The organism is Gemmatimonadota bacterium (assembly GCA_026705765.1).
GTDB lineage: Bacteria > Latescibacterota > UBA2968 > UBA2968 > UBA2968 > VXRD01.
Map to the genome: position 1 here is coordinate 65,339 of JAPPAB010000099.1, position 23,653 is coordinate 88,991.

Consider the following 23,653-nt stretch of genomic DNA (forward strand, 5'->3'; position numbering starts at 1 on the left):
AGGGATGGGTTGCAGATGGAAGGCTATTGCTTGACACTATAAGCGTTTTCCTGTATTTTTCTCGCCCTGATATTATGTGGCGGCATAGCTCAGCTGGTAGAGCAGTGGAATCATAATCCATGGGTCGGGGGTTCGAGTCCCTCTGCCGCTACCAAACGTATCGTCTCGCAGAACTTCTGACCTGTCCGGTTCATGACAGGAACGAAATAAAGCGAGTTGAATCTCATCAGGGGTATAAATCAGTTGGTTGATGTGTAGCCTTAACAGGTCTTTCTGTTCCTCTGGTGTGGCTTCATTATATAATTCTTCAAAGGTCATAAGTTTTTGCTTCATTTGAGCAACACTTATGGCCTTTTGTTTTGCCTCTGCCAGAGTTGCCTCGTTCTCCATCATCTCCTGTTCTATTTGGCTTTTTTGTTCTTCGAGGGCAATAATTTTCTGACTGATGGTTTTAAGGCCGACCTGCTGACCAGCGATGCTTTCCACCAGGACATCCAGCTTCTTCTCAATATCTTTGAGGTTCCTGCGATGATTTTCCTGTGCTTGCCTTAAGGTTTTCATACGCTCCGATTGGCTTGTCGTAGCTTCTGCGATAAGCTCTTGAACACGTTTTTGATCATCACTGAGTTGAATTAACCGATCAGCGACTACTTGTTCAAGGGCCGGTGCAGACACCGGCTTCATTTTGCATTCTTCGTTTCCACGATGGATTTTACAGGTGCAATGGTAGTAGAAATAGGGCTTTTTTTGGTGGTTTCGAGCCTGCGAAGGGGTCATGTGAGACTGGCACCAGCCACATTTAATCAGACCTTGAAGTAAGAAGGGGTGAAGGTTTTGTTTCCTCCCTCTTGTCCCAGAGACTCGGTTCGTTTCTATAACGGCTTGCACTTTATTCCACAATTCCATCGGGACAAGAGGATCATGCTGGCCTTCATATACCTTACCTTTGTGAGTAATTTTTCCAATATAAAATTCATTTTGGAGCATACGCATAATCTGTGTCTTATTGAATTTTTTGCCAGAATAGACCTTATCCCTTCTCGACACATACGATTTTGTACGATAGCCTTTTTCATTTATGATTCGGGCTACGGCACGAAAACTTTGCTCTTTGACGTACGTCTGAAAAATTAAGATCACCAGTTCTCGTTCTGCTTCATTGGGCTTTAGAACGCCCTTGTTGTCCGGATCAATGTCGTATCCAAGGAGGTGCTGTCCGCCATTACGTAGGCCCTTCTCAGCACGCCACTGCATTTTTTCTTTCGTGCGCTCACTGGTACGTTCTCTTTCTAATTCAGCCGTTGCGAGAGAAATTGAGAGAGCAAACCGACCCATAGCGGTTGAGGTATCCCAATTCTCATTGATTGAAATGAATATGGTTTCGTTTTCTTCTAAAAATTCGTGGAATTGATAAAAGTCGATGATAGACCGGCTGACGCGATCAATTTTTGTGCATAACACCGCGTCAATCTTACCCTGCTCAATGTCTCGAACCATTCGCTTGTATCCAGGGCGGTCTAAATTCTTACCCGATTTGCCTTCCTCACGATAGATTGCCACCGCTTTCCATTCTTCTTCTGGCGATGTGGAATCCTTGATTTCGACGTACTTCTGAAGCAGATCAATTTGGGTGTCCAAACTGCCATTTTTCACTTCGGCTTGCAGGTCGGTTGAGACCCGTGCATAAAGGCCACATTTTACCATATCCATCCCCTTTGCTCTGTATTGTTTTATTTGGGAATTATATATAAATATATCTCCCGTCTATTTATTACAAATATACTTAAAAACAATGCTTTATGCAACATTTAATCACTGCCTTCACTTCCAGAAATACTGTTCAGAGTTGGTTTTTCCAACCTCCTCATATAAATGGTTTGACAGAGTTCTTTCAAGTGATCCATCCGTTCTTCGGGGGATAATTGGGCATAGGGGTTTTGGAGATTTGGAGCACCTTCTTCTATGACCGTAACAGGGATATTGTCCCAGTCGATTTTTTGTCGTTTTGCCATAATCACACCTTTCTTTTTCTCAGGTGTGGTTTTTCCTACTCCCTGATATTGTTTTTAATGATTTGTTTTTGGAGTTTTATTTGTGCTGCACATCTTGTTTCAGAGCGTCTATTTTAATGGACTGCTCTTTCACAATATTGATTAACTCACCTTTCTGAATACGCAGTGTAATTGACCCCCAAAAAGAGGTGTCGAGTTCTTTCAGAAGTTGCGAAATTTCTTTGATTACCTGTGTTTTCATTTGTTGATCTCCTTCAGCGGCGTTGGCATTCAGCTTTGCCCATTCGTCATCAAAGCCGCCTGATCTTGTCCAAATACGCCTTCACTTGGCCTCGAAAGATGCCGTGCTGGTGGCCCGGAAATAACTTGTCTGTCAACGCATTTGCCGCCCGTTGAGATACACCCGCCTTTTTCTTATCGACTCCCAAAAGCCTTCTGATCTTGTCCTCATTGTAATCTGTCCAATTATCAAACCGATCCAGTGCCCAGCGATATGTTCAATTTTCACCATGCCCAAATAACCTCATTTGATAACAAGCCTGCCTGTCCAGTGCCCGACCACGCCGCCTGGTGGTCCTCTCTTTTTCCCTCTCAATCTCAATCACTTGGTTCAATGCCTGAGCAGATTTTGCCAAGCTCGCCGCATCAATTCGATAAGGCATTGTCGCCCATTGGATCACAAGTTTCTGTAAAGTCATTTTTGCCCTCACAGGTTGGGGGGTTTTTGGTTGCCGTTGTCCTTTGGTTTTTGCGCTATATTTTTCGACGCTCCGCGCCGGTCAGTTTGACTCTCGGTTTCCATAAGCTCGAGTACGCCGCCATCCCGAAATCTGTCTCCCTTCACCAACAGGTGCTATAGGTGTGCGAGGATCTTCATCATGTGCATCTTCCTCCTCGTACTCTGTACCTCCGCAGTGACTGCGGAGAGGGTTTTTGAAGTCAAGATTTTCCCAGGGACTCACACAGTGCGTTTTATATTGACGCCTACAATCTTCTATTCAGTACTTCTTATATTATGTCCACCTCTAGAGCGGGTATCCTACCAGACGTAGAGGTGGTAAGTTTCAACCAGATGGTCGCACGGAAGCCTACCACCTCTAGAGCGGGTATAGGTGTTAGAGGGGCGGAAAGGGTTTAAATTGTTTGTATTCCTGATGGCGGATCGCATCTGCTGCATAGATCGCTTCATTCCGCTCAAGCAACTTCGCTCGCTCTTCAGCCCTCAAGGCTTTGGCAGCGGCAAAGTCATCCATCCACTGGTGTCTGCGCAGGTAGTGTACAGACGATACATTACCGGTACTAAAGAAGCCTTTTCCCTTTCCTTTTCGCCTTATGCGACCAATAAGCCCTAGGTCTAAGAGTTTTTTGGTTGCCTTCTCGACGGTTGTCTTGCTCTTGGCACCTATGTCCTGAGCGATTGTTACATTGCTTACCCAGGTGAAAGCCCCATTTCCATATCCCATAGACATACTGCAATAGGTCTTGAGGACGCCATAGACACATTTTGCACTGTAGGGCACTTCATTGACGGGACGGCACATCAGCCACTTGGGTGTCATAAAAAACTCTTCATCGGACACATTCAGGGCCTTGTCGTCCTTTTCTATCTCCTCCTGATAATACTTCATGACATCACTAAACATCTCTCTTTCCCTCTTGTTGTACCCCCGACCGGGTACGGAGACAGATTAAAAAAACATTTTTATTTGCTAATTTCATTTTCGTTCGTATCTTAACATTGAATACTCAATGGGGGTTCTTTGGGTGTTCTTTGCAAGCTATTCTCTGTGCCGTCGGCTCCCTACAAGCCTGACGGCACTTTTTTTACCTCTCGTCGGATGATAAAAAACATAGGTCGTTGCAACTCAAATTTCAACCCCAAAAATAATTTGTCGCAAATTTCCCACTTTTTCTGATAGAAAAACTTTTTTCTTGTCTGCTGTGGAAAGTTCTGCGTATATTTACGTATATACACAATAGGAATTTTCTAAGTATCGGTCAAGTCAAACACGAGAGAGGAAGCCAAGTATGGACAACGCATTGACCACCAGGCCGCACAGCGCGGTCGATAAAACGTCCCAGACACTTCAACCGGGATCCATCGCCCACAACACAAAGCGGATGTATTGCCACGCTACCACGCACTTTTTGAATTGGTGCGAGAAGATCGACCAGGCCGCACAAACCAGCGGCGACCTCGACGGGGTACTTATGCAAGCCGCCGTGCGCTTTCACGGCAAACATGTCACGCCCGAAGAAATCAATCAATATCTGACACATCTGCACCTCAATGGCAAAAGCCCTGCATCCATCGCTAGCGTCCTGACAGCGATCAAATTCATGGCCCGACACACAGGCACGTCCATTGACTTTTTGCCAGCAGACACAACGCTGAAGGGCATCAAGCGCAATGCCGAGGCGCAAGCGCGAGGTCGCGGCCAAGCCACTGGTATCAAAGTCGATGACGCTATAACGATGGCGACCATCGCAGACAGTCCCGCGCATACCTCACCGACCGACAGCAAAGAGACACCAGAGAAGGCATGGATCCGCCGAGCGCGTGATGCCGCTATCATTCTCACAATGAGCAATGGACTTTTGAGGATTTCAGAGGTTGGCGCGATCCTATGCGAGCATATCAGTACTCGAGAAAACGGATCGGGCAGTCTTCTAATCCCGCGCTTAAAGACTGACCAAGAAGCCGAAGGGCGAGAAGTCTATCTGCAAAAGCGGACAATCAAAGCAATCGAAAAATACCAGCGGCTCTCTGGCGTGAGTGACGGCCCACTGTTCAGGCGCATCTATCAAAACAGCAAAATGGGCAAAGACGCGCTCGGTATCACTGCGATACGGGATATGATCAAAGACGTGGCCGAAAAAGCGCAAATAGATGTTACCGGAATTTCAGGCCACAGCTTCAGGGTGGGAACAGCGCAAACACTCGTGGAGAAAAAAGCGACAATGCTACAACTCCAGACGGCTGGCAGGTGGAAAGATACGCGAATGCCAGCCAGATATACCGAGAAAGAGGAATTGGCAAAAGGTGTGATTGCCACAATCCTAGGGGAATAGAAAAGGGACCAAACAATTTGAATTGTTCAAACGTATCAACCTCAAAATTCAGAGTGAGCGCACAAAAAAGTCTGGCGAGCCATTCGATTAAAATGGCTCGCCAGACTCAGCACGACACAATTTTGTATTGACTTCATGCTGGCAAATGTACAGTGTTTACAAGAGCAAGTTTTGGCTTCAACTGTTCAGCATTCGCAATAACACTTTCGACTCCAGAACTGATATTGCATGTCTCTTTGATGTTGCTGTTCTATACGCTAGAATTTCCAGAATAGATCGTGCTGGTCTAATTCATTGTCCAGCAATTCATTTTGTAATCGCACAGGCTCAGGCAACCGACACAGCGATTCGATAAGCAGAAACAAACTTTTAGCTCAATGAGTTTATATTTCAAATCCTCCTCTTTTATCAATGCGAGAAATAACACCTTTAAATTCAAAAATTATTTTAATCTTCTCCAATATCATTAACATAAATATCATTCGTAAAGATTCTTTAGGAAACACCGCCTCAATTTCTTCTATCAATTTTCGTTTACCATCGTCTCTGTGGTATTCGTACGCATTTAACCATGCCATCAAAACTTCCTCACTGTTGACCATCAATTCTCCATAAGTAATTCTCAACGATTTCCGAAAATGTTTATTAGAAAACACATCTTTGACAGATCGGAAGTATTGAGTCATCAATGGGTGTCTCATATTACAACTAAGCAAATCTACCATCTTATTAAAATAAAAAGGCTCTGGATACCTCCTACTCCCCTGAAGTATAAATGGTCTCAACCTATGTAAGATTCCTGAACGACGTAAAATATCAATATTTGATTTCTCCACCAATTCAACACTATCATCATCAAAATCTATCTTCACGCTCCCACTAACTTTCAAACCTCCACATCTCTGAATCAAATTAAAAAATTCATCTACTTCATTACAGAACCCTAATAGCGTTTCCCATGCCTCACCAGGAATATTTCCTCTAATTGTTTTTCCAGAGGACTCACCTTTTATGGTAATACTGTACGATTTATCCATTATCAATACCCAATTTCTCTTTCGCTTCTTCTGACTTAACAGGCGTCACTACCACCTTTGCCAATTCCTCAGCCGTATAAGGAAATTGAGGCCACCCTACCTCCTCATTTCCCTGCTCTTTACACTACTAATCACCTATACTATAAACCAAAATCAATCACCCCAAAATCACCGGCACTATTGAATATAAGTCCCATTTGTTTAGCTATCGCCTCCGGTATATTTCTTCGCTCGTTTACCTGTCTGTTTTATGTCAATAAAGAACGATGTTGCAAGGAATCCAGTGATAAAAGAGAATAGCCAGAGAATGAAATAAAACACATTGCCATTGTCTCGATAACGCTTCAAATCTTCCGTTTCTTTGTCAAATTCCGCTTTCTTTCTTTCGATTTCCTCTTGCTCTTTCTTTCTCGCCTCTATTTTTAGTTTGGGCACGTCATATTTTCGCATAAATGTATATGCGACCTCTTTTTCCTCAGTACCCCTCTTAAACCATCGGTATTCACCAGCCAGAATTTGATATGGCTCTCTGCCGCTATGTGGTTCTCTAATAATCGCCTTTGCCATAATGCGAAGATTGAGATTAGGCGAGTCTATGTATTCCCTCATATCCTCTCGGATAGACTCATTGATTTGTTCTCGTGTCATCACATCCACTTTCTGAAGGAAATTACTGGAAAGCCCATTACTCAGCAAACACTTGATTATATATAGTTGAAGTTATGGTTGGTTGTCAATAAAGTCTTTGATAGCGAGGCTGGCAAAGTCAGATCGTATTGTTGAGACAGATACCCGATAAAGCGGAGCGCAAGGCCCGCTCTTTCGGCGGATGTGGAGTAATGGCCGCCTGGGGGATAATGCTATCATAGTCAACGCTGTGCGCGATATAATCAAATCCTGCGCCCGCGACGCCGGGGTTGACGGCTATATCTTCGGGCACTCGCTCCGGGTTGGATCCGCTCAAGGCCTAGCCGAAAAAGGCGCAATAGCCCGCCTCAAATATGGTCACTAAATGCCCCCTTTTCGGTAACACCTAAACTTTCAGGCTCACGATCTGGAGAAAACATGTCAAAATCTAAACGTCCGGTCGGGCGGCCAAAGACAACCGACCTTGTAACGTTCTCCATAAAGATACCTCGCAAGCTACAAGCCCAACTCGACAAGGCCGCTGGTAACTCGCTCGATAGCCGAAATATGATCATCAGGCGAGTACTCGAGCAATACTTCAATGGCGAATTGTCCAGGGCTGATTTGACGCCGCTTGATTATGGACACAGTATCAACTTTGATGCACCGGCGGTACGGCGAGAAGTGCCGCACCAGCACCCACAGGAGAAATTGTCTTACAGCGAATAGACCCGCCCGCGCCCGCGCTCGAATACAAAAAAACAGCCCGTTGGTCTTAACCGATCGACGGGCTATTTGTTTGTGCGAATCTTCAGCTTTTCAGGCACAAACATAATGGAGAGCAGGAAAAAAGCCCCAGTGAGTGCCGACACACTCACCAGGGCAAAACAATGCACACCTTGACAGGTGCATCACCACGAAAGGAGATCTCGATGGAGAACGCAACAGAAAAACCGACCGACAAACAACGCGCTTTGCTCAACAAGCTGATGTTGTCAAGCACGTTCACCGCGGAAGAAGCACACCGTACTGCCATTTGGATGAATAGCCCGCGAGCTACGAGGGACAAAGCCACCGAGATAATCGACAATGCAATGGCGAGAATCAAAAAGCGTGACGGCGACAAAAAAGCCAGTGCCGACCGCAAGGCCGAGTATCACGCCAATAAAGCCAATGGCGAAGGCGAATATCCCCCCAAACGGTACAGCCAGGACCATCCCCCGCCCAACGGGAAATCGACCGCAGACACCCCACCAGAAACAACGCCAGATCCCCCACCAGTTCGCAAAGCCGAAAATGAGGGCAAAATCTACGTCATTAACGGCATCGAATACACCAATCCCAATGAGGCTGCCGCCGCTGCATCCAAAGCCATCTTCGGGTAACACAACCAATAGGAGACCCCCTCGATGTATAAGATCAATGGCGTGTACGAAATTGAGCAACCCGTTTATAAAATCCAGAAGACTGGAGCCGAGAGTTTGCCAGATGATGAGCTTCTTGCCCTCGTTCTCCGAATGCCCCAACGCAATGGTAGCGACGTGCTGGCGAAGTGCCGCGCTTTTCTCAAAAAGAACCCCATCGACAAACTCGCAGACTTTCAGCTTGAACATCCGCCCGGGCAAATCATCGACCGCAGACTCGAAGGGAATGATCTGACCAAATCCCAACAAATCACCCTGCAAGCCGTACTCGAGTTTTCCCGTCGTGTGCTTAATCAGGGCATGGGGATAGATAAGCCGGTCACGTCGCCCGCGGAAGTCTTGCCAGAGCTTCGCCACATCCGCGACCTCAAGCAAGAGCATTTTGTCACGATCTTTCTGAATGCCAGGAACCAGGTCATAAAGACCGAGACAATCAGCATCGGATCCCTCAACGCGAGTCTTGTGCATCCGAGAGAAGTGTTTGCGCCAGCCGTTGGGATAAGCGCGGCCAGTGTGATACTCGGACACAACCACCCCTCTGGCGATGTAACGCCCTCTCGTGAGGACATCGAGCTTACGCGCCGGATGGTTCAGGCTGGCGAGATAATGGGGATCGAGGTGGTCGATCACCTCATCATCGGATCCGAGCGGTTCATCAGCATGAAGGAAGCGAATGTTTTCTAATCCACCTGGGCGGCCCGCGCGGTCGCCCAATCACCCCCAACAGAAAGGACGTGCAAAACAATGTGGGTAGAAAGCCGCCAGCGGCTGATTGCTCTTGAGAGCAGAGACATCAAGCTGGAATGCCGCGAGATCGTCTTCGACAATGGCCGCAACATCGAGGTCGTGCGCTATCCATCACCACAAGCCGCCGCCGTCCGGTATAACGCCATAGTCCAACGCCTCACAGAAAGCGGCCTGATCATCTAACTCCCCAACGCAAGCGTAGAAAGGAACCCCACCAATGCCAGAATATGAGGCCGCGCCGCCAGAGATCGCCGAGGCGATTGAGATAGCTACGCCCGTAGAAACCACCACCAACCACACACCGGAAAAGTTCGTTGTCCGTCTGAAGTTCTTCGGATTGGTCACGCTCAAGCCCGAGGATTTTGTGAAACGGCTTGAGGAATTGTGTCAGGAGTTCACCGAGTCCAAAGAGGAATACAGCTTCAGTTGGGATACAGACTTTGCCGCGGAATAACCCCAATCATCTGGGCGACTTCGAGAGTTGCCCACATCCAACAGGAGAACCACAATGTCACAGCCAGAGATCACGTTTAGGCATGGGCTATGCTCGGCCTCGATCTACGAGAATGAATACACACGCGGAGAGGAAAAATTCACTGTCCGCACTGTCACGTTTCAGCGCAGTTACCTGGACAAAGACGGCAACTGGCAGACCACCAACAGCTTGAAGGTGAACGATATACCGAAGGCCATCCTCGTTTTGCAAAAATCGTACGAATTTCTCACATCGAACAGCATGGCCGATGTGGGCGCCGATGCTGAATTTGATGGCGAATAGGGAGACATCAATGGCAAAAGAAAAGGTAACACCTGCCGCGCCTGACGGCCTCACAGTGAAGCTGAAACTCTCGGGACAGGTCGCCAGGCGCCAGGCGTTTGTCAAGCACCTCGATAGGCTCTGCCAGACGTTCACAAATGGCCGTGTGGTCTGCTCAATGACTCACGCGCCCAACGAAAGGAACTAAACAATGTGGCTTCAGAATGGCCGCCGGTTACTGGCACTTGAGGGGCGCGACATCTCCCTGACAGGACGGGATATTGTCTTTGAAGGTAATACCCGCAACACGGAGGTCGTGCGATACCCTTCATCCAAAGCCGCCAGTGAGCAATTCAGCACGATCATAAAGGCTATTGGAGAGGATCGAATCATCATTCAGGACTTCGAGGACGAGTAACCACCAGGGCGGCCCCAGTGGTCGCCCATAACCCCCAACCATTGAAAGGAATATCCAATGGAAGCAATCAGCGCAGAAACCGCTCTACTGCCAGAGGTCGATGTTGAGGCTATCGTTGGCGAGTGCTATGTACCGTTCCCCCAGGACGTGATAAAGATTCGCCAGGATGCAGGAACCGGCAACAAGCCGCTCTCGTATGTCGGGCATCCCGAATATACCCGCCGTCTGGATCGAATGTTTCCCTTCGCCTGGGACTTCCGTACCGAAGTGGTCGGCCTTACCGATACCACTGTGGGCGTGAAAGGGTCGCTGAGCATAACGCTCGAAGATGGTCGAGTAATCACCAGAGAGAACTACGGGCACGGCAACATAAATCGTGGGTTTCCCCTGGGCGATGCAATGAAAACCGCCTGTGTCGATGCGCTCAAAAAGTGCTGTTCGATGTTCGGTATTGGTCTGCATCTCTACGACGGAGACGACGACAACGCCAGCCGCGCCAGCAACGGACGGCATCACAACGGGCACAACGACGACCCGCTTTCTGACCCCGGCCATGACTGGATAGACGACCCTAACCCGCCACCGCGCGAGCAGGGGCCAGAACGTTATGAGGTAGGGCCTGGAGAAGCGGCCACCTCAAAGCAGATCGTCGCCTTGCAGAACATCGCCAAGTCCTCAAAGACGGATGGCGACCTTGCCGACGAGATTAACCGCAAGTTGAAGACTCCCCCCAAAGATGGCGAGGTGCGTATCACCAAAAAGGAAGCATCAGACCTCATAAGCCGCGCATTTGGGGAGAAATAGAGGATTGGATGCGTCTGGGAGCGATTATTTGAAAAGTGCCTGGGGGAGACACTTGTTAATCGCTCTCAGAACGCTTAACATGAAGTGTTTCGTAGCTTTTGCGTACATCTCGACCTTCAGGCGCGGAGCAAGGCCCACTGTGGAGGGGATATGAAAAAACACTGGGGAGTTATTGCAATTTTTGTGCTGGTGATTGCATTGGGAATGATAGGCGAGTCCAAAAGGTTCCTGGGCGACAATGCGCCTGTTGAAGTTTCGCAGGTGACGACGGGCGAGAAGATGCTGGAAAAATTACTCGTGGATGCGTACGAGAAACACGCCGCCCTGCCTGTCTTTAAGACGCTTTACGAAGGTTCGGATGCAAAGGTGAAATTTCATTCGTATCGGAACAGAATTGTTGAAAGACTCAGAGAACCCAACAGGCTGGTTCACGGGGATCCGCCCTTCAATCAGGGCGCGAAATATGCCTATTGGTTCATCGAGATTAACGGACGTAAGCACACTGTCAGTTTGTCTTTGCGTGGCGTGAGCGCCCATTATCGAAAGCAAGGCATCACCCCCATCATCGACTTCTCTTTGAGGCAAGGTCACGATACCTTTTAATTTGGTGTTACTCCGAACACGACCCCAACGATCGGGGAGAATATGTCAACAATCAAAAGAAGGAATACCGCATGCGTATAGGTGCAGTAGTAACAATGCTATTGGTAGGGATCGTCACCCAGTCGTGCAGGATTGAGATGCCGTCGCTGGTCGAGTTAATGATACGGGACTTCAAGCCGGGAACGGGAGTTCGGTTTCCGTCAATCTATGACCTCGGCAAAAGCAGGGCCGTTGCTCTACAAAGTGGCTTCAAGGACACACTGATCATTGCCGATGATCCAACTACAGGTCACGGCAAAGCGATGAAAGACATATTCATAAACACTGGCGTATCCGATAGAAATATCTTGTTTGTAGAGCGCTTCGGCTACGTGGATCTGATTGGGAATGTAGGTCTGAGAGAGCTCATTTCAAATGAACAGGAGAATCTGCGGAATGCAACAAGGGTGGTGCATATACCACGACGTACGCCGCTTGATACGTCTGAAGACCCGGCCAGATTAAGAAGCACTGATAACATCCTGTTTATCTTATCCGCTGGCAATACATATTCTGTAGATTCAACATACATCACCGATCAAAGAGAAGCTGATCGTGACCTCTACAACAAAAATCATCAGCACTGGAGGGACGGAAATTACGAATTCTTGTTGGAAGTGCGAAACACCAACAAAGTCCTCTGGGCTACCAGCGCTCACATAACCAGAACGCATGATATTGAACCGAACAGGAATGTCGTCTCATGTGGAGACATCAAAGAGAATTGCTTCACAATAATACCAGGACAATACACCTCTGACGCCTCTGCCCGTCTCTCCGCTATGGCATTCTACCTCTCACAACTTTATCCGACTGAGGAAGAAGTACGGGAGACACTGGAAGTCTGCGCGGTCGATATAGGCGAACCCGGCATTGACCGAGAATACGGAAGGGGACTCGCCAACCTCTTATGCCCTCGCATCCTGGAAAAAGAGCTAAGTATCGTTTCACAGTACCTGCAAAAAGAAGGGGAGACGTTCACGCCAAAAGGAGGGGTACTGACAGGCACTTGGGAGGCGAAGGGTAGCGCACTAAAGGTGTATATGCCGCTCGCACTCGAAGAAACGCTTCAGCCGCAATACAGCGGCACTGTGAACGGCAAGATCACCTTCAAAGCCGACAGCGATAGCGTCACGGCTAACTTCCGAGCAGAGGCAGACATAGAGGCGACGTTTCTGATGTCGATAACGGCAACGGCAAAGGATACCCTGAAGGGTGCAGGTACTTACAGCACCTCCCCGGCAACAGTGCTTACCCTCAAGACAGGGGAGAACACCTCTCGATCATATACCTACACGGCAACAGAAGACTCACTCCATCTTGTTCACTCACTTACGCTGAACGAAATGCTGGCACTTTTGTCTGGACCGATAGGAGACCTTGCAGATACAGTCACCAAAGACCTGTTTGCCAGCAATCCCATTCAGATCAAAATGAGTTTTGCAAAGAGGCCAGAGCCAAAGGCGCCGAGTATGCCCCAGAATGTGCGACAGGCAGGTGTGACCGCAACGACAATCACTCTGCAATGGGATCCGCCAGCGGATGATGTGCCCGTATTCGCATACCACATCGTCCGCTATACGGACAACTCCTGCACAGACATTGCTGAGTCCAAAGGCAGCGCAGAGCAGCGCGTCCTTTTCACTGACCTTGTTGCAGACACGGAGTATTACTTCAGCGTCCAGGGAGCCAACCTTAGCGGCTGGAGTCCACAGAGTAGCTGTATAACAGTGAGAACGCAAAAGACGCTTCTCCCTGCTGATTTCAACAGTGATGGTATTGTCAATATCCCTGATTTCCTGCTCTTTGTTGATGTGTTTGGCACACGAGAAGGGGATCAAAACTTCGATGCCCGTATGGATCTCGACGGCAACGGCATTGTCGGCATAGAAGACTTTCTCATCTTCACCGCCGCCTTTGGTCAGACTGCATAAACCCGTACTCGAGAACACAAACACACGCGCCCCTGGCAGAACACCGCCGGGGGCTTTTTCTATTCCCGTAACACCAAAACAAAAGGAGCGATATGGACATTCTGAAAAGCTATCTCCACTGTACCCATCTGAATTGCCAACTCCCGCCCGTCGAGCGTGGCCTTTGTGGATACCACCTCACGAACCCGCCAGAAGATGAGAGTCATTACTCGGTATATCGCATCACGCTTGCCGACGGACGGGCATTTGTAGAGGCCACAGAGGTCAGAATAGCCGACCGCATCAAAGAGCATACACGTACGCCAAACAGCCCCATAGCGCAAGGAATAAAGCCGGGAGCCGTCTGGCGCGCAGAATGTCTCGATACAGGATTGTCCAGAGGGCAAGCTGTCTCGCTGGAGTGGAAAGAAAAAGCCCGCATCGAGCGGCAGACCAAACGCCCTGTTGGACAGCCGAGGACAGACAACCTCAAGCTGGTGTCTGTGAGGATTCCTCTGCCACTTTTGGCACTGATCGAGAAGGCCAAAAGTAACTCCCATGATTCCCGCAATCAGGTCATCTGCAAAGTACTCGAGCAGTATTTCACTGGGGAACTTATGCGCGTGGATGATACAGCCCTCGACTATCTGGACGCCATTGACTTTGAAGCTCCAATGGTCAGGCGAGCATTGCCACTCACGTCTTGACAATGACCGTACTCGAGAACATTCAACAAGGAGATTTCAATGGAATCAATCGACCCGCGCATTGAGCGGATGAAGGATCGAATAGAGGACTTGCAAGAGCAGGACTTCGAGAAGTATCAAAGCGATATTTCCGGTACCATCGCCCTGCGAGCGTGGAAAGATCACAACGGCGATATTGACGTTATTCTGGCAAAAGAGTATCTGGAGATTTCGAGCGCAAGCCCTGACGCCATCTGCTTTACCAATGGCTCAACTATCTCGTTGGCGCCAGAGCCGTACATTGAGCCGGGCTGGATACGACAAGGCCAGCAATATCCCGCCAGGGTGTTGCTGAACAGGAGAACGTCATGAGCAAAAACAATGGCCGACCACCAAAAAGGGAGCTGGTGATTGTTGCCGCCAAACTCCCGCGCGGGATTGTCTGCCGTCTCGACCGCGCCGCTGATAATTCCTGGGCGACCCGCAATGTCGTAATCAGCCGAATCCTTGAGCAGTATCTGAGAGGTGAATTGATTCGCACAGATAATATGCCGTTGGAGTTTTCCGAGTCCATAGGACTGCCGTAACACCTAAATCACGACCTTGCCGATCGGAGCAAATCATGTCAAAATCAAAGCGTCCTGTTGGACGGCCTCGAACAAGCGACCTTGTAACGTTCTCAATCAAAATCCCTCGCAAACTTCAGGCACAGCTTGACACCGCCGCCGGTAACTCGTGGGATACGCGCAATATGGTCATTCGCCGCATTCTCACTCAATACATGTCCGGTGAGTTGATGCGCCACGACAAGACGCCGCTGGACTATGCGAACAGTATTGACTTCTCTGCCCCAGAGACAAGGCGCGAAGTTCCCCACGTTCAGACGCATTCTGAAGCGATTTAAGCGCCGATCTGTTCAACTCTCCCCACTGGATTATTACAAGACCTCTAAACCTGCCCCATAAGGCTTTGTCCTGATGGGGTTTTTCTGTGGAGTGTGCAATGGGAGAAAGGAAAGATTTCAATGATGAGTGTTTCTGGCAGAAGTTGAGAAGGTTCGCTCGCAAAGCTGGCGGCGAAATTGTGGAAAAAGCCCTCTGGCTCTACTACACCGCCGAATCAAAGGACACGCCCAAATGGGCAAAGGCCACTGTCTTTGCGGCACTGGCCTATTTCGTGTCGCCGGTCGATGCCATACCTGACCCAACGCCCGTGTTCGGTTTCACCGACGACCTGGGCGTATTGATCAGCGCGGTCGCCGCCATTGCCATGCACATCACGCCAAAGGTGAAAGAGCAAGCCGCCGAGAAAATGAAAGAATGGTTTGGTTGATGGCTGATATTTATATTGACACCCCCCGCCTATCGTTGTATTCTGACAACAGTCCATTGTCAGGCAGATACCCGTTTTGTCGGGTAGCCTGCTGAATACAACAGCCCATTAACGGTGACGGGTAGCTCCCCGATCCAGGGTAAATAGGCGGGGCTTAATCGCATCTTTCTGCGTGACGGTGGACTGTGCCCGGCACTCAATAATTGAGTGCCATCCACCACCTCGCAGAAAGTCCACCATGCGAAAAGTCCACGCGAAAGCTGTACCGTTTTTCAACGACTATTTGGTAAAAATAGAAGCCCTTGGGAGTGTGTCTCCCAAGGGCTTTTTGTGTGTACATCACAAGGGAGTTTCACCATGAAGTTTCGCACACTGTTGTTCCCGTTATTACTGGTCTTGACGGCCTCAACCGCCCACGCCAATGCCTTTGGCGCAAACCCCTTTGGGTTCAAGATGGGCTTGTCCCGGGATGAAGTAAAAAATCTCGAAGGCGTTGTTGTAGATACCTCTTGGACAACGCGCACCAGGCAAGTCCTTCTGCTTTCAAAAGTGCCGGTGCCAGATGATAGATTTGTCAAATTTGTGCTGTATTTCACCGAAAAGCGCGGCCTTTTCACTTTCCACGCAATAAGCAAGGACATTCCCGCAGGCACAGGGGGATCAAACCTGATGCCGAAATACTTTGAATTGCGCGAGGAATTGAACGAAGCCTATAACGGATACACCATAAGTCATTACGTAGATAATGTGGCCGCTTGGGAACCCGAGGACGACTGGGCCTTGAAGGTTATCCAACGAAGCGGTCGGGACGATTTTCGGGCGTTTCTCACCAATTTCCGCCCAAAGCGCTACGATCGCAGTGAGGAAGTCACTGGCGTCGAGTTGTCCATCAGCTTGGGAACCCCCGCTCAGATCATGATGATTGTCGATTATCTCAATTATTACGACGCGGTTCGCGGCAGATAAGGAGAGATAAAGACAAAAACTGATGAAGTCTATGCCATCCCGGGGCGTTGAGTTTAATCCCCGGGATGGCTTCCGCAACTACAAAAAATGTGATAATGAAGTGAACCGATCATAATTTCTATTCTTAAATCTCGGAGGATACCATGCCAATTTTTATTCCCATTTTGATAATCGTCGGTGCAGGTCTGGCCGGCGCAGGTATCGGCGTAGCCGTTGATGCCATTATTAAAGCTCTGAAGGGCAAGAGACTAGCTGTCCTTGGAGGGCTTGCGGTTGGAAAAACTGTATTGATTAATTTTCTTACCAAAGGTACGTTCTCGAAAAAGTATAAGGCTAACCGCTATACGAAAAAGGCGGAACCTAACGATTTTCAGCTCAAAGATTTGAAGCTGAGGATTAAGGAGTCTAAAGATGTGAGTGGAGATGATTCTCAATATGGTCAATGGAAAGATATTGTTCAGAAGGCAGATATCGTACTGTATCTTCTAAGAACCGATAAGTTAATGGAAGGCGATAAATGTACCGAAGAACGGGTTAAGCGAGATATAGGACTAATTGGGAAATGGCTGAAGGAATACCCCAAAAAGTTTCCTTTGTTTATTATAGGGACGTATTGCGACCTCATGACTCCTGACTTAACTATGTTGCCAGAAGATAAAAGAGGGGCTTATGAGAACAAAATCCGTGGAATGCCTATTTTCCAAGAGATTGCATTACGCAGTGGAGGCGGGAGGAAGGTGAAATTCATTTTCGGTAGCTTAAAATCGCAGGATACAACAGAAAGTTTGGTGTATGAGATAATTGATCAGGTGGTAAATCACAATGAATAATCTCGCGTTTAGTGCCCAAAGTTTGGATAACCAGACTCCCGATACTCTAGTGGATAATGAGCGACCTCTCATAGAAGAGAATGAACGCAGAGAATTGGTCGAAAAAATATCAGAAGTTGCTTTAGATGGCACCCAGGTCTTCTCTGAAGATTCGCATAATGCGTTTTTGTACCACGATAAATTCCTCTTGGAGGCACCCCCGGACGAGTTGGACGATGCTGGAAGGATCTCACCGCTCCTTTGCTATGGTCATGTACCGGATGAACCTCCTGCTTCGTGGTCTGAAGATGTCGTCAGTGCCACTATTGGCTTTGCTAATCGTATTGGAAGAAAGATTTCGGACGAAAGCCAAGATATGGCCCGTCGTGGTGTCGAGGCTATCTTGGCTGAAAGAAAAAAGCAACTCAGAATGCGCCGAAAGATGCTCGGAGTGGCCGCCTTGTTGATCGTATTAGGCGTCTTAAGCATTCTATGGGTGATATTTGTAAAAAAATAAAAAAATCAGCCGCAAAATTGCAGCCTCATTTAGATCAGACAAATCTATCGCAATCGAAATCTGGAGAAAAGCCCATGACAGATACCACATGGCCGGACGAACCCTATCGCCGTAAAACTGTGTTTGTACTAAACCAGACTGATATTGATGCTTTACGTTTTGAAGAGGATGGCCCTGAACTTCTACTCAACGAAGAGACACATATACTCCCTTATCCTCCACAGCAGTCCAACCCGATTGTACAAGACCTGATCGACAGCGGGATTGCGAGGCCAGGGACTGTACTGATTCAAAGTCCCTTTGATAAGGATATATACCAAAACTCGACGCAAGCGGTGGAGCTTTTTGCGCTGGACAAACACTTTTATTTTTCTAGGTTATGCAGGTATTTAGGTGCTCGCGAAGTTACAATAAAGCAGATTAAGTGTAAAAACATCGAAGAGGAGACAACCGTTTCTCTTGAAGGCAGTGTACCCATGAGGGGTAGTGTAGATGGAAAAATAAAAAACAAAGAGTTGGCTTCGCTTCGAGAAAAACTGGTCTTAAAGGACAAATTACCGGGAGGTGCCCCCGATGTACCAGCAGCAAGGGAACTTCTAAGGAAAACTGGATTATTGGGCGATGCCAATATGCGTTCACTCTTCGATATGCGGCAAGGCTCGAACAACCAACTCGCAAGCCGAGAACTCCAGTTGAACGTGACAACTGAGACACGAAGCAACCTTAATGTGTTGGCCAATCTTACTGTGCCTCCCTACCTATCATTGGAAGCTGGATATGATCGCCATGTCCATGAACAAACAGAGTTTACACTTACCATCAAAGTAGATTTCTAATTGGTGGAATATTGAGGACTTGGGTATCAAACCTGTGATTGATGTAGCTTTTCGTAAGCCACCGGCGCGTGGTAGGCAATGGAAGAATGCCTGCGATGCGGATTATATGTTTTAGACTATTGTGAACTGGGTGAGGGTGAGTAGGATGAAGCGAAACTATTGATTTCTTGGGCCATTTTCTGTGCCAAACTTTTCAGTGCTTCGTTCATCATTTCTTCAGTATCCTTGAGATCTTTTCGAGCAGTGACTCTTGGCTCACTGTCACGGAGCCAAGTAACCTTCCACAGCCCAAGCAACCCCTTAGACACATTACTCGCAAGTTTATTTATGTCCCCGTAATATTTTGCGTATTCGACGTTATCGCTTAGACTTTCATGCACGGTGCCTGATTTCAAGATAGAGCCTCTTGTGTCGAGTATTTGGTAATTCGCTTCACAATTAACCTGTGCATTCTGAGACACAATATAGTAAGTCTGCTGACGTCCTCTTCCGACAACCCGCCCATTGCCATCTACCAGACAAGTATAGGCTGTTTTCCCTTCTTGATGAGGACGTGATCTGGTAGCTGTAGCTGTTAGCAAGTCGCCAAATACTACAACACGAATATCCGCTTCCTTAGCTGCTGACAGAGTTTGGCTAAGGTCAATCGCACTAAAATTTGTCATTTGGCTCATAAAAAGTCTATTGAGCGTTTGCTGGTTAAGGTACTCAACAAATGCAGGTCTCCCTTCGACAAGCTCAGTCGCCAACGCTTGTTGAAGAAGCGTGATATTCGCCCCTAAGACCGATGTCTTTAGAGGATATATCGCAACGCGGTATTTGGCTTTTTCAAGAACGTTTTGCATCTGCATATGGGCATCTTTAAATCCAGATACTTGAGTTAATGCAGACTTAAATTTGAAATATGCCTGCTGAAATTTGCCTTGTTGAACATACTGCATGCCTTCTTGGTAGAAATCTTCGGCTTGTCGATTTGCCTCAAGCTGACGAGCTTGAACAAGCAAGTCCTCAGAGTCCTTATATTTTGGGTAGGTGCTACTGAGCCGCTCAAATTCATCAATAGCTATAGCAAATTGCTTTGCTTCAAGAGCGGCTTTCGCTTTTTCATAACTGGCGAGAGCCGTATTTTCAAGTTTATCCGGCATAAGTAGAGGGGCGATGGCTGGAACTTTTTCGAGTTTCGCAGATCCTATCATCCGTGCTGGAAAATCTGGATCTACTACATTTGGAATCAGGTTATCAGTCGCTTCCGTAAATCTGTAATAAGCAAGCAGACCATCTTCGGTTCCTGCAAGGGCTGTCTCCATTGCAGACCGGATTTCTGACTGTGACCGCATTTTTGACCAGATTCGTAACTCTGAAATATAGCCCTCAAACATTTTATCCTTAGGCCAGTTTGATTTTCCGATAAAGTTGTTTCCTCCAGCCGATTCACTAAGAGAACCACTAAAATCGTTTTGATCTACAAGCTGGCCATTGATATAAAATTTCATTCCACCAAATCCACTTACGACAGCTATGTGATACCAAACACCCGTATTGGCAGCCTTTTTGGCCTGGGTACCATGTTGCTTTCCAGATTTATCCCAAATTCTATAATTGAGGGTATTAGAGGATTTCTCGTTCTGTAGAACGACTGCATTACCTTCACGACCAAAATCAAAGACCCGAGACCAATTGTTGAAACGATTCCATTTTACCCAAACCTCGATAGTCGCCTGTGTTGTTCGGTCAAAAAGATTTTTGGGTAGTTCAACATGAGATCGACCATCCAAGAAAAGGACCGGCATCTCTTCAGCACAGTAAACATTTGTGGTGAGCATGGAGCAAATTGCTATAGTAGCTAAAAAACGGCAGAATGGTGACATTTGAAAATCCTCTCTGATAAGTGCGTCCTTTTTTTAGAACGCGGTACTTTTGGATGAACTCGGCAGTGGCTTGGTCTGACCAACGCGACCATAGGTGAAAGCGTCTGTATTTAAGGTACCTACCAAAACGATGCTGTTACCAAATTAGTCGATAGGAAGTATGCGGTTGGAAAAACGGCTGTTTGTAGCCTGAATTCAGGCTCTGTAACTCCTATAATTAGTTGCAGCGGGGACAGAATTCGGAATTGGGCAACAGCATCCAAAATGGGATAGCTCCAAACTTCATATTAGCTTTATCGCCAGTTTTCAACTTAATCTCCAGCTTTAGCCTTTTCAGCACTACTTTTGGATTGTTGCATTTGCACAAAGACTTCCTTCCCTGACATAACAGCTTTATCTGTTGCTGTATAAAATACATTTTGGAAATCTTTTAATGACCCATTTTTAGGGATCATAAGTTCATCACCTGGATCAATAAGGCTCACTTCAGAGGATCGCGCACACGTAACTTCAATCGTTATCGGTGTGAAAATACTGAAAGTTAATGCAGCCACAACGCCATTCAAAAATGAATGCTTTGTAACAACTTTTGCGACACCAGACGGACATTTAGAAGCTGTCTCAACGACCTTGGGCGGTACAAGGCCGTAAACAAAACAGGCCGCCCATCCATTAACAATTTTAGTATCTGAAGGTGGGAGACCCGTTTCAATGGTTGCAATGAAACAACCAGAGAGAACAGATGCACTAAAAACTACTGCTAATAGAAACTTTGCCTTCATGGTATTCCCTCCAAAAAATGTGGATTGACGACTAAAAAACTGTTTCTGAAACTAGAATTAACCCGTCTCGGTAGATAGTATCGTCGGAGATAGCAATAGTCCCAAAGTGGCTCTTGCGCTTCATCCTGACCATCGTCCTGATGAGACTTAAAATTTTTATAAATGCAAAAAGCGTGCCAATAGGAGCGGTGTCCAGAGAGATATATTCGTAAAGTGTTGTTTTACATAAAGAAAAAGAGCCAAACTGACTATATTATATCATCACAGAATAGTCGGATTGGCTCTCACACAAGACCTATTACGGTCCTGAAAGACCTATTACGGTCTCGAAATTATATTACATCAGTGATATTTAAATTTATTTTTTGATGCCCAGTTTTTTCATTTTGTTATACAGGGTAGAAGGTGGTAATCCCAACAGTGTCGCCGCGCCACTCGCTCCCTTTATCTGATAGTTGGTGGCTTCGAGTACGCCGAGAATATAGCGGCGTTCAAATTCATCCAAAGGCACGACTTCGCGCTCTTGAGAAGCGGATAGGGTGCTCTGCCTGGGCGTTGAGCCTGGGCGTTGAGAATAGTTCATTCCCAAATCACCCTCTTTGATTTGAGAACCGTGACATACGATTACGGCTCGCTGTATCGTATGCTCTAGTTCTCGCACATTGCCCGGCCAATCGTATGCTTGTAGCACTTCTATCACCTCTACTGCCAAAGGACTGATTTGCTTGCCTAGATGTGTCGCCATGCGATTCTTGAAAAACTCGGCTAACTCTGGTATATCCTCCTTACGCTCGCGCAGGGGCGGCAAATACATCGGAAAAGCATTGAGGCGATAATAGAGATCCTCCCGAAAATCACCTGCGCTGACCATCTCCTCAAGATCGCGATTCGTCGCTGCCACAATCCGCGTCTGCGCTGTCAGCGTCTGACCATCTCCCAGTCGTTCAAACGTGCCTTCTTCCAGTAAGCGCAACAACTTGACCTGCGTTTCCAGAGCCATGTCCCCAATCTCATCCAAAAAAAGCGTGCCATCTTTGGCAAGTTCTACCCTGCCCAGCTTGCGAGAAACCGCGCTGGTAAATGCCCCTTTCTCGTGACCAAAAAGTTCATTATCGATCAATGCTTCGGGCAATGCACCGCAACTGACCTCTATAAAAGGCCCTTCGCTATTAGCACTCAGCGCGTGTAGTGTCCGAGCAGCCAGTCCCTTGCCCACACCTGTCTCGCCCAGAATCAGCACGGTTATATCGGTAGGTGCAATTTGTTCAAGATGGAATTGAAACTGGTGCAGGACCGCACTATGACCGATAAACTCCTGGCTTTCTCGACGGTTGATGACATCGGTCAATGCTTCGATACGCGGGTCTGCCGTGATCGAGAGGCGTGCTTGCGCTATCTCTGAGTAATTGAGATCGCGATCTATCGCCCTGACCTGAAAGGTGTAATCGCCCGGCGGCAAGTCCCGGTAATGCGCCTTCATTTCTCGGGTCGGTAGCTGCCAGTCGGCATCATAACCCTTCAGGCGATAGATGTAGAGCATGTCGCTGGGATGGGTGGAAAAACTCATGCCTTTATACTCGAAAATCACATTCTGGTCTGTCTTAGATACAATGACTTCCTCCAGGTTCTTAGAGACCTTATCGGCAATCACCTGAAACAAGCGAATCCGGGGCGGAGTTTGTCGCAGGCGGTAGCGTATGACAGAACCCAGAAGCGTGCCAAAATAGAACGTTCCATCGCGGTCTCCGAGTATCCGACAAACCGGTCCTATATGCGGTGAGTTGATGGTCTGGAAAAGCTGACCATCAAAGTGAGCTACCCCCCCATCTGTGCCGAGCCAAAGGTGTCCTTGTCGATCCTCAAACAAGCAACGGATGCGGTTGCTCGGCAAGCCGTCTTCCGTCGTGAAGGTCTGGAAGGTGCTGCCATCAAAGCGACAAAGACCACCCAGAGTAGCGATCCACAGGTTTCCGTCACGGTCTTCTATAAGATCTGTGACCCTATCGTCAATTAGCCCATCTTCAATTCCATAAAATTTAAGTCCATCTTCGAGATGCCAGCGCGCGAAGCCCTTGTAGGTATCTGAAAGTTTTTTTTCAGATAGATGAAAGTAGATCTCGCTGTTACGTCCGACAACCACAGTGCCAATGCGGTCTAAGACATCTTTCTTTTTTTCCTCCAAAAAAATGGTTTGGAATGCCTCATCCCGCTGGTAAATGAGCTTTAATGGACTGCCCGAAAGTTCTTTTTTTTTCAATTCAGTTTTATAGATGCTCTTTTCCCAATAGCCGAAAAGAAATTGACCTTGCAAGTCCTGGGCAATTGCACTGATACTCCTGTCGTCTGAACCCGCAGCTATTTTCATCTTCTTGAGCTTCTGTCCATCGTAGCGGAACAGGCCATT

30 protein-coding genes and 1 tRNA gene are annotated in these 23,653 nt (G+C 47.6%); 21 read left to right on the forward strand and 10 right to left on the reverse strand.

Features of this window, described 5'->3' with window-relative positions:
- The first annotated feature begins 78 nt into the window (after positions 1 to 78).
- Positions 79 to 154, forward strand: a tRNA-Met gene (locus tag OXH16_13000).
- Between the two features lie 1,654 nt (positions 155 to 1,808).
- Here the strand turns inward: OXH16_13000 and OXH16_13005 are convergent.
- From OXH16_13005 to OXH16_13020, 4 genes are all read right to left on the reverse strand, one after another.
- On the reverse strand, positions 1,809 to 2,012 hold the full coding sequence (locus tag OXH16_13005; GenBank protein ID MCY3682313.1) for a hypothetical protein: 204 nt from the start codon (positions 2,010 to 2,012) through the stop codon (positions 1,809 to 1,811).
- 76 nt (positions 2,013 to 2,088) lie between these two features.
- Entirely contained in the window at positions 2,089 to 2,253 is a 165-nt protein-coding gene (locus OXH16_13010; protein MCY3682314.1) for a hypothetical protein, read from the reverse strand.
- Positions 2,254 to 2,509: 256 nt separating this feature from the next.
- Complete coding sequence (locus OXH16_13015; GenBank protein ID MCY3682315.1) at positions 2,510 to 2,710, reverse strand: hypothetical protein; 201 nt, start codon at positions 2,708 to 2,710, stop codon at positions 2,510 to 2,512.
- Between the two features lie 417 nt (positions 2,711 to 3,127).
- A complete protein-coding gene (locus OXH16_13020; GenBank protein MCY3682316.1) occupies positions 3,128 to 3,655 on the reverse strand; it encodes a helix-turn-helix domain-containing protein in 528 nt (175 codons plus the stop codon).
- Positions 3,656 to 4,040: 385 nt separating this feature from the next.
- On the opposite strand from OXH16_13020, the gene OXH16_13025 reads away from it, so the two are divergent.
- Positions 4,041 to 5,084, forward strand: coding sequence for a tyrosine-type recombinase/integrase (locus OXH16_13025; protein MCY3682317.1), 1,044 nt, complete (start codon positions 4,041 to 4,043; stop codon positions 5,082 to 5,084).
- A 383-nt stretch (positions 5,085 to 5,467) separates the two neighbouring features.
- On the opposite strand, the gene OXH16_13030 is transcribed toward OXH16_13025, so the two are convergent.
- The 3 genes from OXH16_13030 to OXH16_13040 form a co-directional block, all read right to left on the reverse strand.
- Complete coding sequence (locus tag OXH16_13030; protein MCY3682318.1) at positions 5,468 to 6,121, reverse strand: hypothetical protein; 654 nt, start codon at positions 6,119 to 6,121, stop codon at positions 5,468 to 5,470.
- A gap of 201 nt (positions 6,122 to 6,322) precedes the next feature.
- Entirely contained in the window at positions 6,323 to 6,778 is a 456-nt protein-coding gene (locus tag OXH16_13035) for a hypothetical protein (GenBank protein ID MCY3682319.1), read from the reverse strand.
- Positions 6,779 to 6,887: 109 nt separating this feature from the next.
- Complete coding sequence (locus tag OXH16_13040) at positions 6,888 to 7,085, reverse strand: hypothetical protein (protein ID MCY3682320.1); 198 nt, start codon at positions 7,083 to 7,085, stop codon at positions 6,888 to 6,890.
- Positions 7,086 to 7,186: 101 nt separating this feature from the next.
- Between OXH16_13040 and OXH16_13045 the strand changes: the two genes are divergently transcribed.
- The 19 genes from OXH16_13045 (at position 7,187) to OXH16_13135 (ending at position 18,599) form a co-directional block, all read left to right on the forward strand.
- Positions 7,187 to 7,477 carry a hypothetical protein gene (locus OXH16_13045; GenBank protein MCY3682321.1) on the forward strand — a complete coding sequence of 97 codons (291 nt, stop codon included), beginning with the start codon at positions 7,187 to 7,189 and terminating at the stop codon, positions 7,475 to 7,477.
- A 203-nt stretch (positions 7,478 to 7,680) separates the two neighbouring features.
- On the forward strand, positions 7,681 to 8,133 hold the full coding sequence (locus OXH16_13050; protein MCY3682322.1) for a hypothetical protein: 453 nt from the start codon (positions 7,681 to 7,683) through the stop codon (positions 8,131 to 8,133).
- A 24-nt stretch (positions 8,134 to 8,157) separates the two neighbouring features.
- Positions 8,158 to 8,856 carry a DNA repair protein RadC gene (gene radC / locus OXH16_13055; protein ID MCY3682323.1) on the forward strand — a complete coding sequence of 233 codons (699 nt, stop codon included), beginning with the start codon at positions 8,158 to 8,160 and terminating at the stop codon, positions 8,854 to 8,856.
- Positions 8,857 to 8,916: 60 nt separating this feature from the next.
- Entirely contained in the window at positions 8,917 to 9,102 is a 186-nt protein-coding gene (locus OXH16_13060) for a hypothetical protein (GenBank protein MCY3682324.1), read from the forward strand.
- Between the two features lie 34 nt (positions 9,103 to 9,136).
- Positions 9,137 to 9,373 carry a hypothetical protein gene (locus tag OXH16_13065; protein MCY3682325.1) on the forward strand — a complete coding sequence of 79 codons (237 nt, stop codon included), beginning with the start codon at positions 9,137 to 9,139 and terminating at the stop codon, positions 9,371 to 9,373.
- A 54-nt stretch (positions 9,374 to 9,427) separates the two neighbouring features.
- Positions 9,428 to 9,697, forward strand: a complete 270-nt coding sequence (locus OXH16_13070) for a hypothetical protein (protein ID MCY3682326.1) — start codon at positions 9,428 to 9,430, stop codon at positions 9,695 to 9,697.
- A gap of 190 nt (positions 9,698 to 9,887) precedes the next feature.
- The gene (locus OXH16_13075) at positions 9,888 to 10,094 is read left to right on the forward strand and encodes a hypothetical protein (GenBank protein MCY3682327.1); all 207 of its coding nucleotides are present in this window, start codon (positions 9,888 to 9,890) and stop codon (positions 10,092 to 10,094) included.
- Positions 10,095 to 10,241: 147 nt separating this feature from the next.
- Positions 10,242 to 10,898 carry a Rad52/Rad22 family DNA repair protein gene (locus OXH16_13080; GenBank protein ID MCY3682328.1) on the forward strand — a complete coding sequence of 219 codons (657 nt, stop codon included), beginning with the start codon at positions 10,242 to 10,244 and terminating at the stop codon, positions 10,896 to 10,898.
- A 150-nt stretch (positions 10,899 to 11,048) separates the two neighbouring features.
- On the forward strand, positions 11,049 to 11,501 hold the full coding sequence (locus OXH16_13085; GenBank protein ID MCY3682329.1) for a hypothetical protein: 453 nt from the start codon (positions 11,049 to 11,051) through the stop codon (positions 11,499 to 11,501).
- 71 nt (positions 11,502 to 11,572) lie between these two features.
- Positions 11,573 to 13,474, forward strand: a complete 1,902-nt coding sequence (locus tag OXH16_13090) for a fibronectin type III domain-containing protein (protein MCY3682330.1) — start codon at positions 11,573 to 11,575, stop codon at positions 13,472 to 13,474.
- A 92-nt stretch (positions 13,475 to 13,566) separates the two neighbouring features.
- Positions 13,567 to 14,160, forward strand: a complete 594-nt coding sequence (locus OXH16_13095; protein MCY3682331.1) for a hypothetical protein — start codon at positions 13,567 to 13,569, stop codon at positions 14,158 to 14,160.
- A 39-nt stretch (positions 14,161 to 14,199) separates the two neighbouring features.
- Positions 14,200 to 14,511: a hypothetical protein gene (locus OXH16_13100; protein ID MCY3682332.1), complete on the forward strand. Its 312-nt coding sequence runs from the start codon at positions 14,200 to 14,202 to the stop codon at positions 14,509 to 14,511.
- A complete protein-coding gene (locus tag OXH16_13105; GenBank protein MCY3682333.1) occupies positions 14,508 to 14,726 on the forward strand; it encodes a hypothetical protein in 219 nt (72 codons plus the stop codon). The genes OXH16_13100 and OXH16_13105 overlap by 4 nt, the downstream gene beginning before the upstream one ends.
- Before the next feature lie 35 nt (positions 14,727 to 14,761).
- Positions 14,762 to 15,043: a hypothetical protein gene (locus OXH16_13110; GenBank protein ID MCY3682334.1), complete on the forward strand. Its 282-nt coding sequence runs from the start codon at positions 14,762 to 14,764 to the stop codon at positions 15,041 to 15,043.
- Between the two features lie 98 nt (positions 15,044 to 15,141).
- Positions 15,142 to 15,471, forward strand: coding sequence for a YkvA family protein (locus OXH16_13115; GenBank protein ID MCY3682335.1), 330 nt, complete (start codon positions 15,142 to 15,144; stop codon positions 15,469 to 15,471).
- Positions 15,472 to 15,828: 357 nt separating this feature from the next.
- Positions 15,829 to 16,437 carry a hypothetical protein gene (locus OXH16_13120; protein MCY3682336.1) on the forward strand — a complete coding sequence of 203 codons (609 nt, stop codon included), beginning with the start codon at positions 15,829 to 15,831 and terminating at the stop codon, positions 16,435 to 16,437.
- Between the two features lie 143 nt (positions 16,438 to 16,580).
- Positions 16,581 to 17,267, forward strand: coding sequence for a hypothetical protein (locus OXH16_13125; protein ID MCY3682337.1), 687 nt, complete (start codon positions 16,581 to 16,583; stop codon positions 17,265 to 17,267).
- Entirely contained in the window at positions 17,260 to 17,763 is a 504-nt protein-coding gene (locus OXH16_13130) for a hypothetical protein (protein ID MCY3682338.1), read from the forward strand. The genes OXH16_13125 and OXH16_13130 overlap by 8 nt, the downstream gene beginning before the upstream one ends.
- Positions 17,764 to 17,837: 74 nt before the next feature.
- Positions 17,838 to 18,599 carry a hypothetical protein gene (locus tag OXH16_13135; GenBank protein MCY3682339.1) on the forward strand — a complete coding sequence of 254 codons (762 nt, stop codon included), beginning with the start codon at positions 17,838 to 17,840 and terminating at the stop codon, positions 18,597 to 18,599.
- 116 nt (positions 18,600 to 18,715) lie between these two features.
- Here the strand turns inward: OXH16_13135 and OXH16_13140 are convergent, their stop codons facing one another.
- The 3 genes from OXH16_13140 to OXH16_13150 form a co-directional block, all read right to left on the reverse strand.
- On the reverse strand, positions 18,716 to 20,467 hold the full coding sequence (locus OXH16_13140) for a LamG domain-containing protein (protein MCY3682340.1): 1,752 nt from the start codon (positions 20,465 to 20,467) through the stop codon (positions 18,716 to 18,718).
- 311 nt (positions 20,468 to 20,778) lie between these two features.
- The gene (locus OXH16_13145; GenBank protein ID MCY3682341.1) at positions 20,779 to 21,249 is read right to left on the reverse strand and encodes a hypothetical protein; all 471 of its coding nucleotides are present in this window, start codon (positions 21,247 to 21,249) and stop codon (positions 20,779 to 20,781) included.
- A 358-nt stretch (positions 21,250 to 21,607) separates the two neighbouring features.
- The coding region (locus OXH16_13150; GenBank protein ID MCY3682342.1) for a sigma 54-interacting transcriptional regulator at positions 21,608 to 23,653 on the reverse strand (2,046 nt) is incomplete at its 5' end.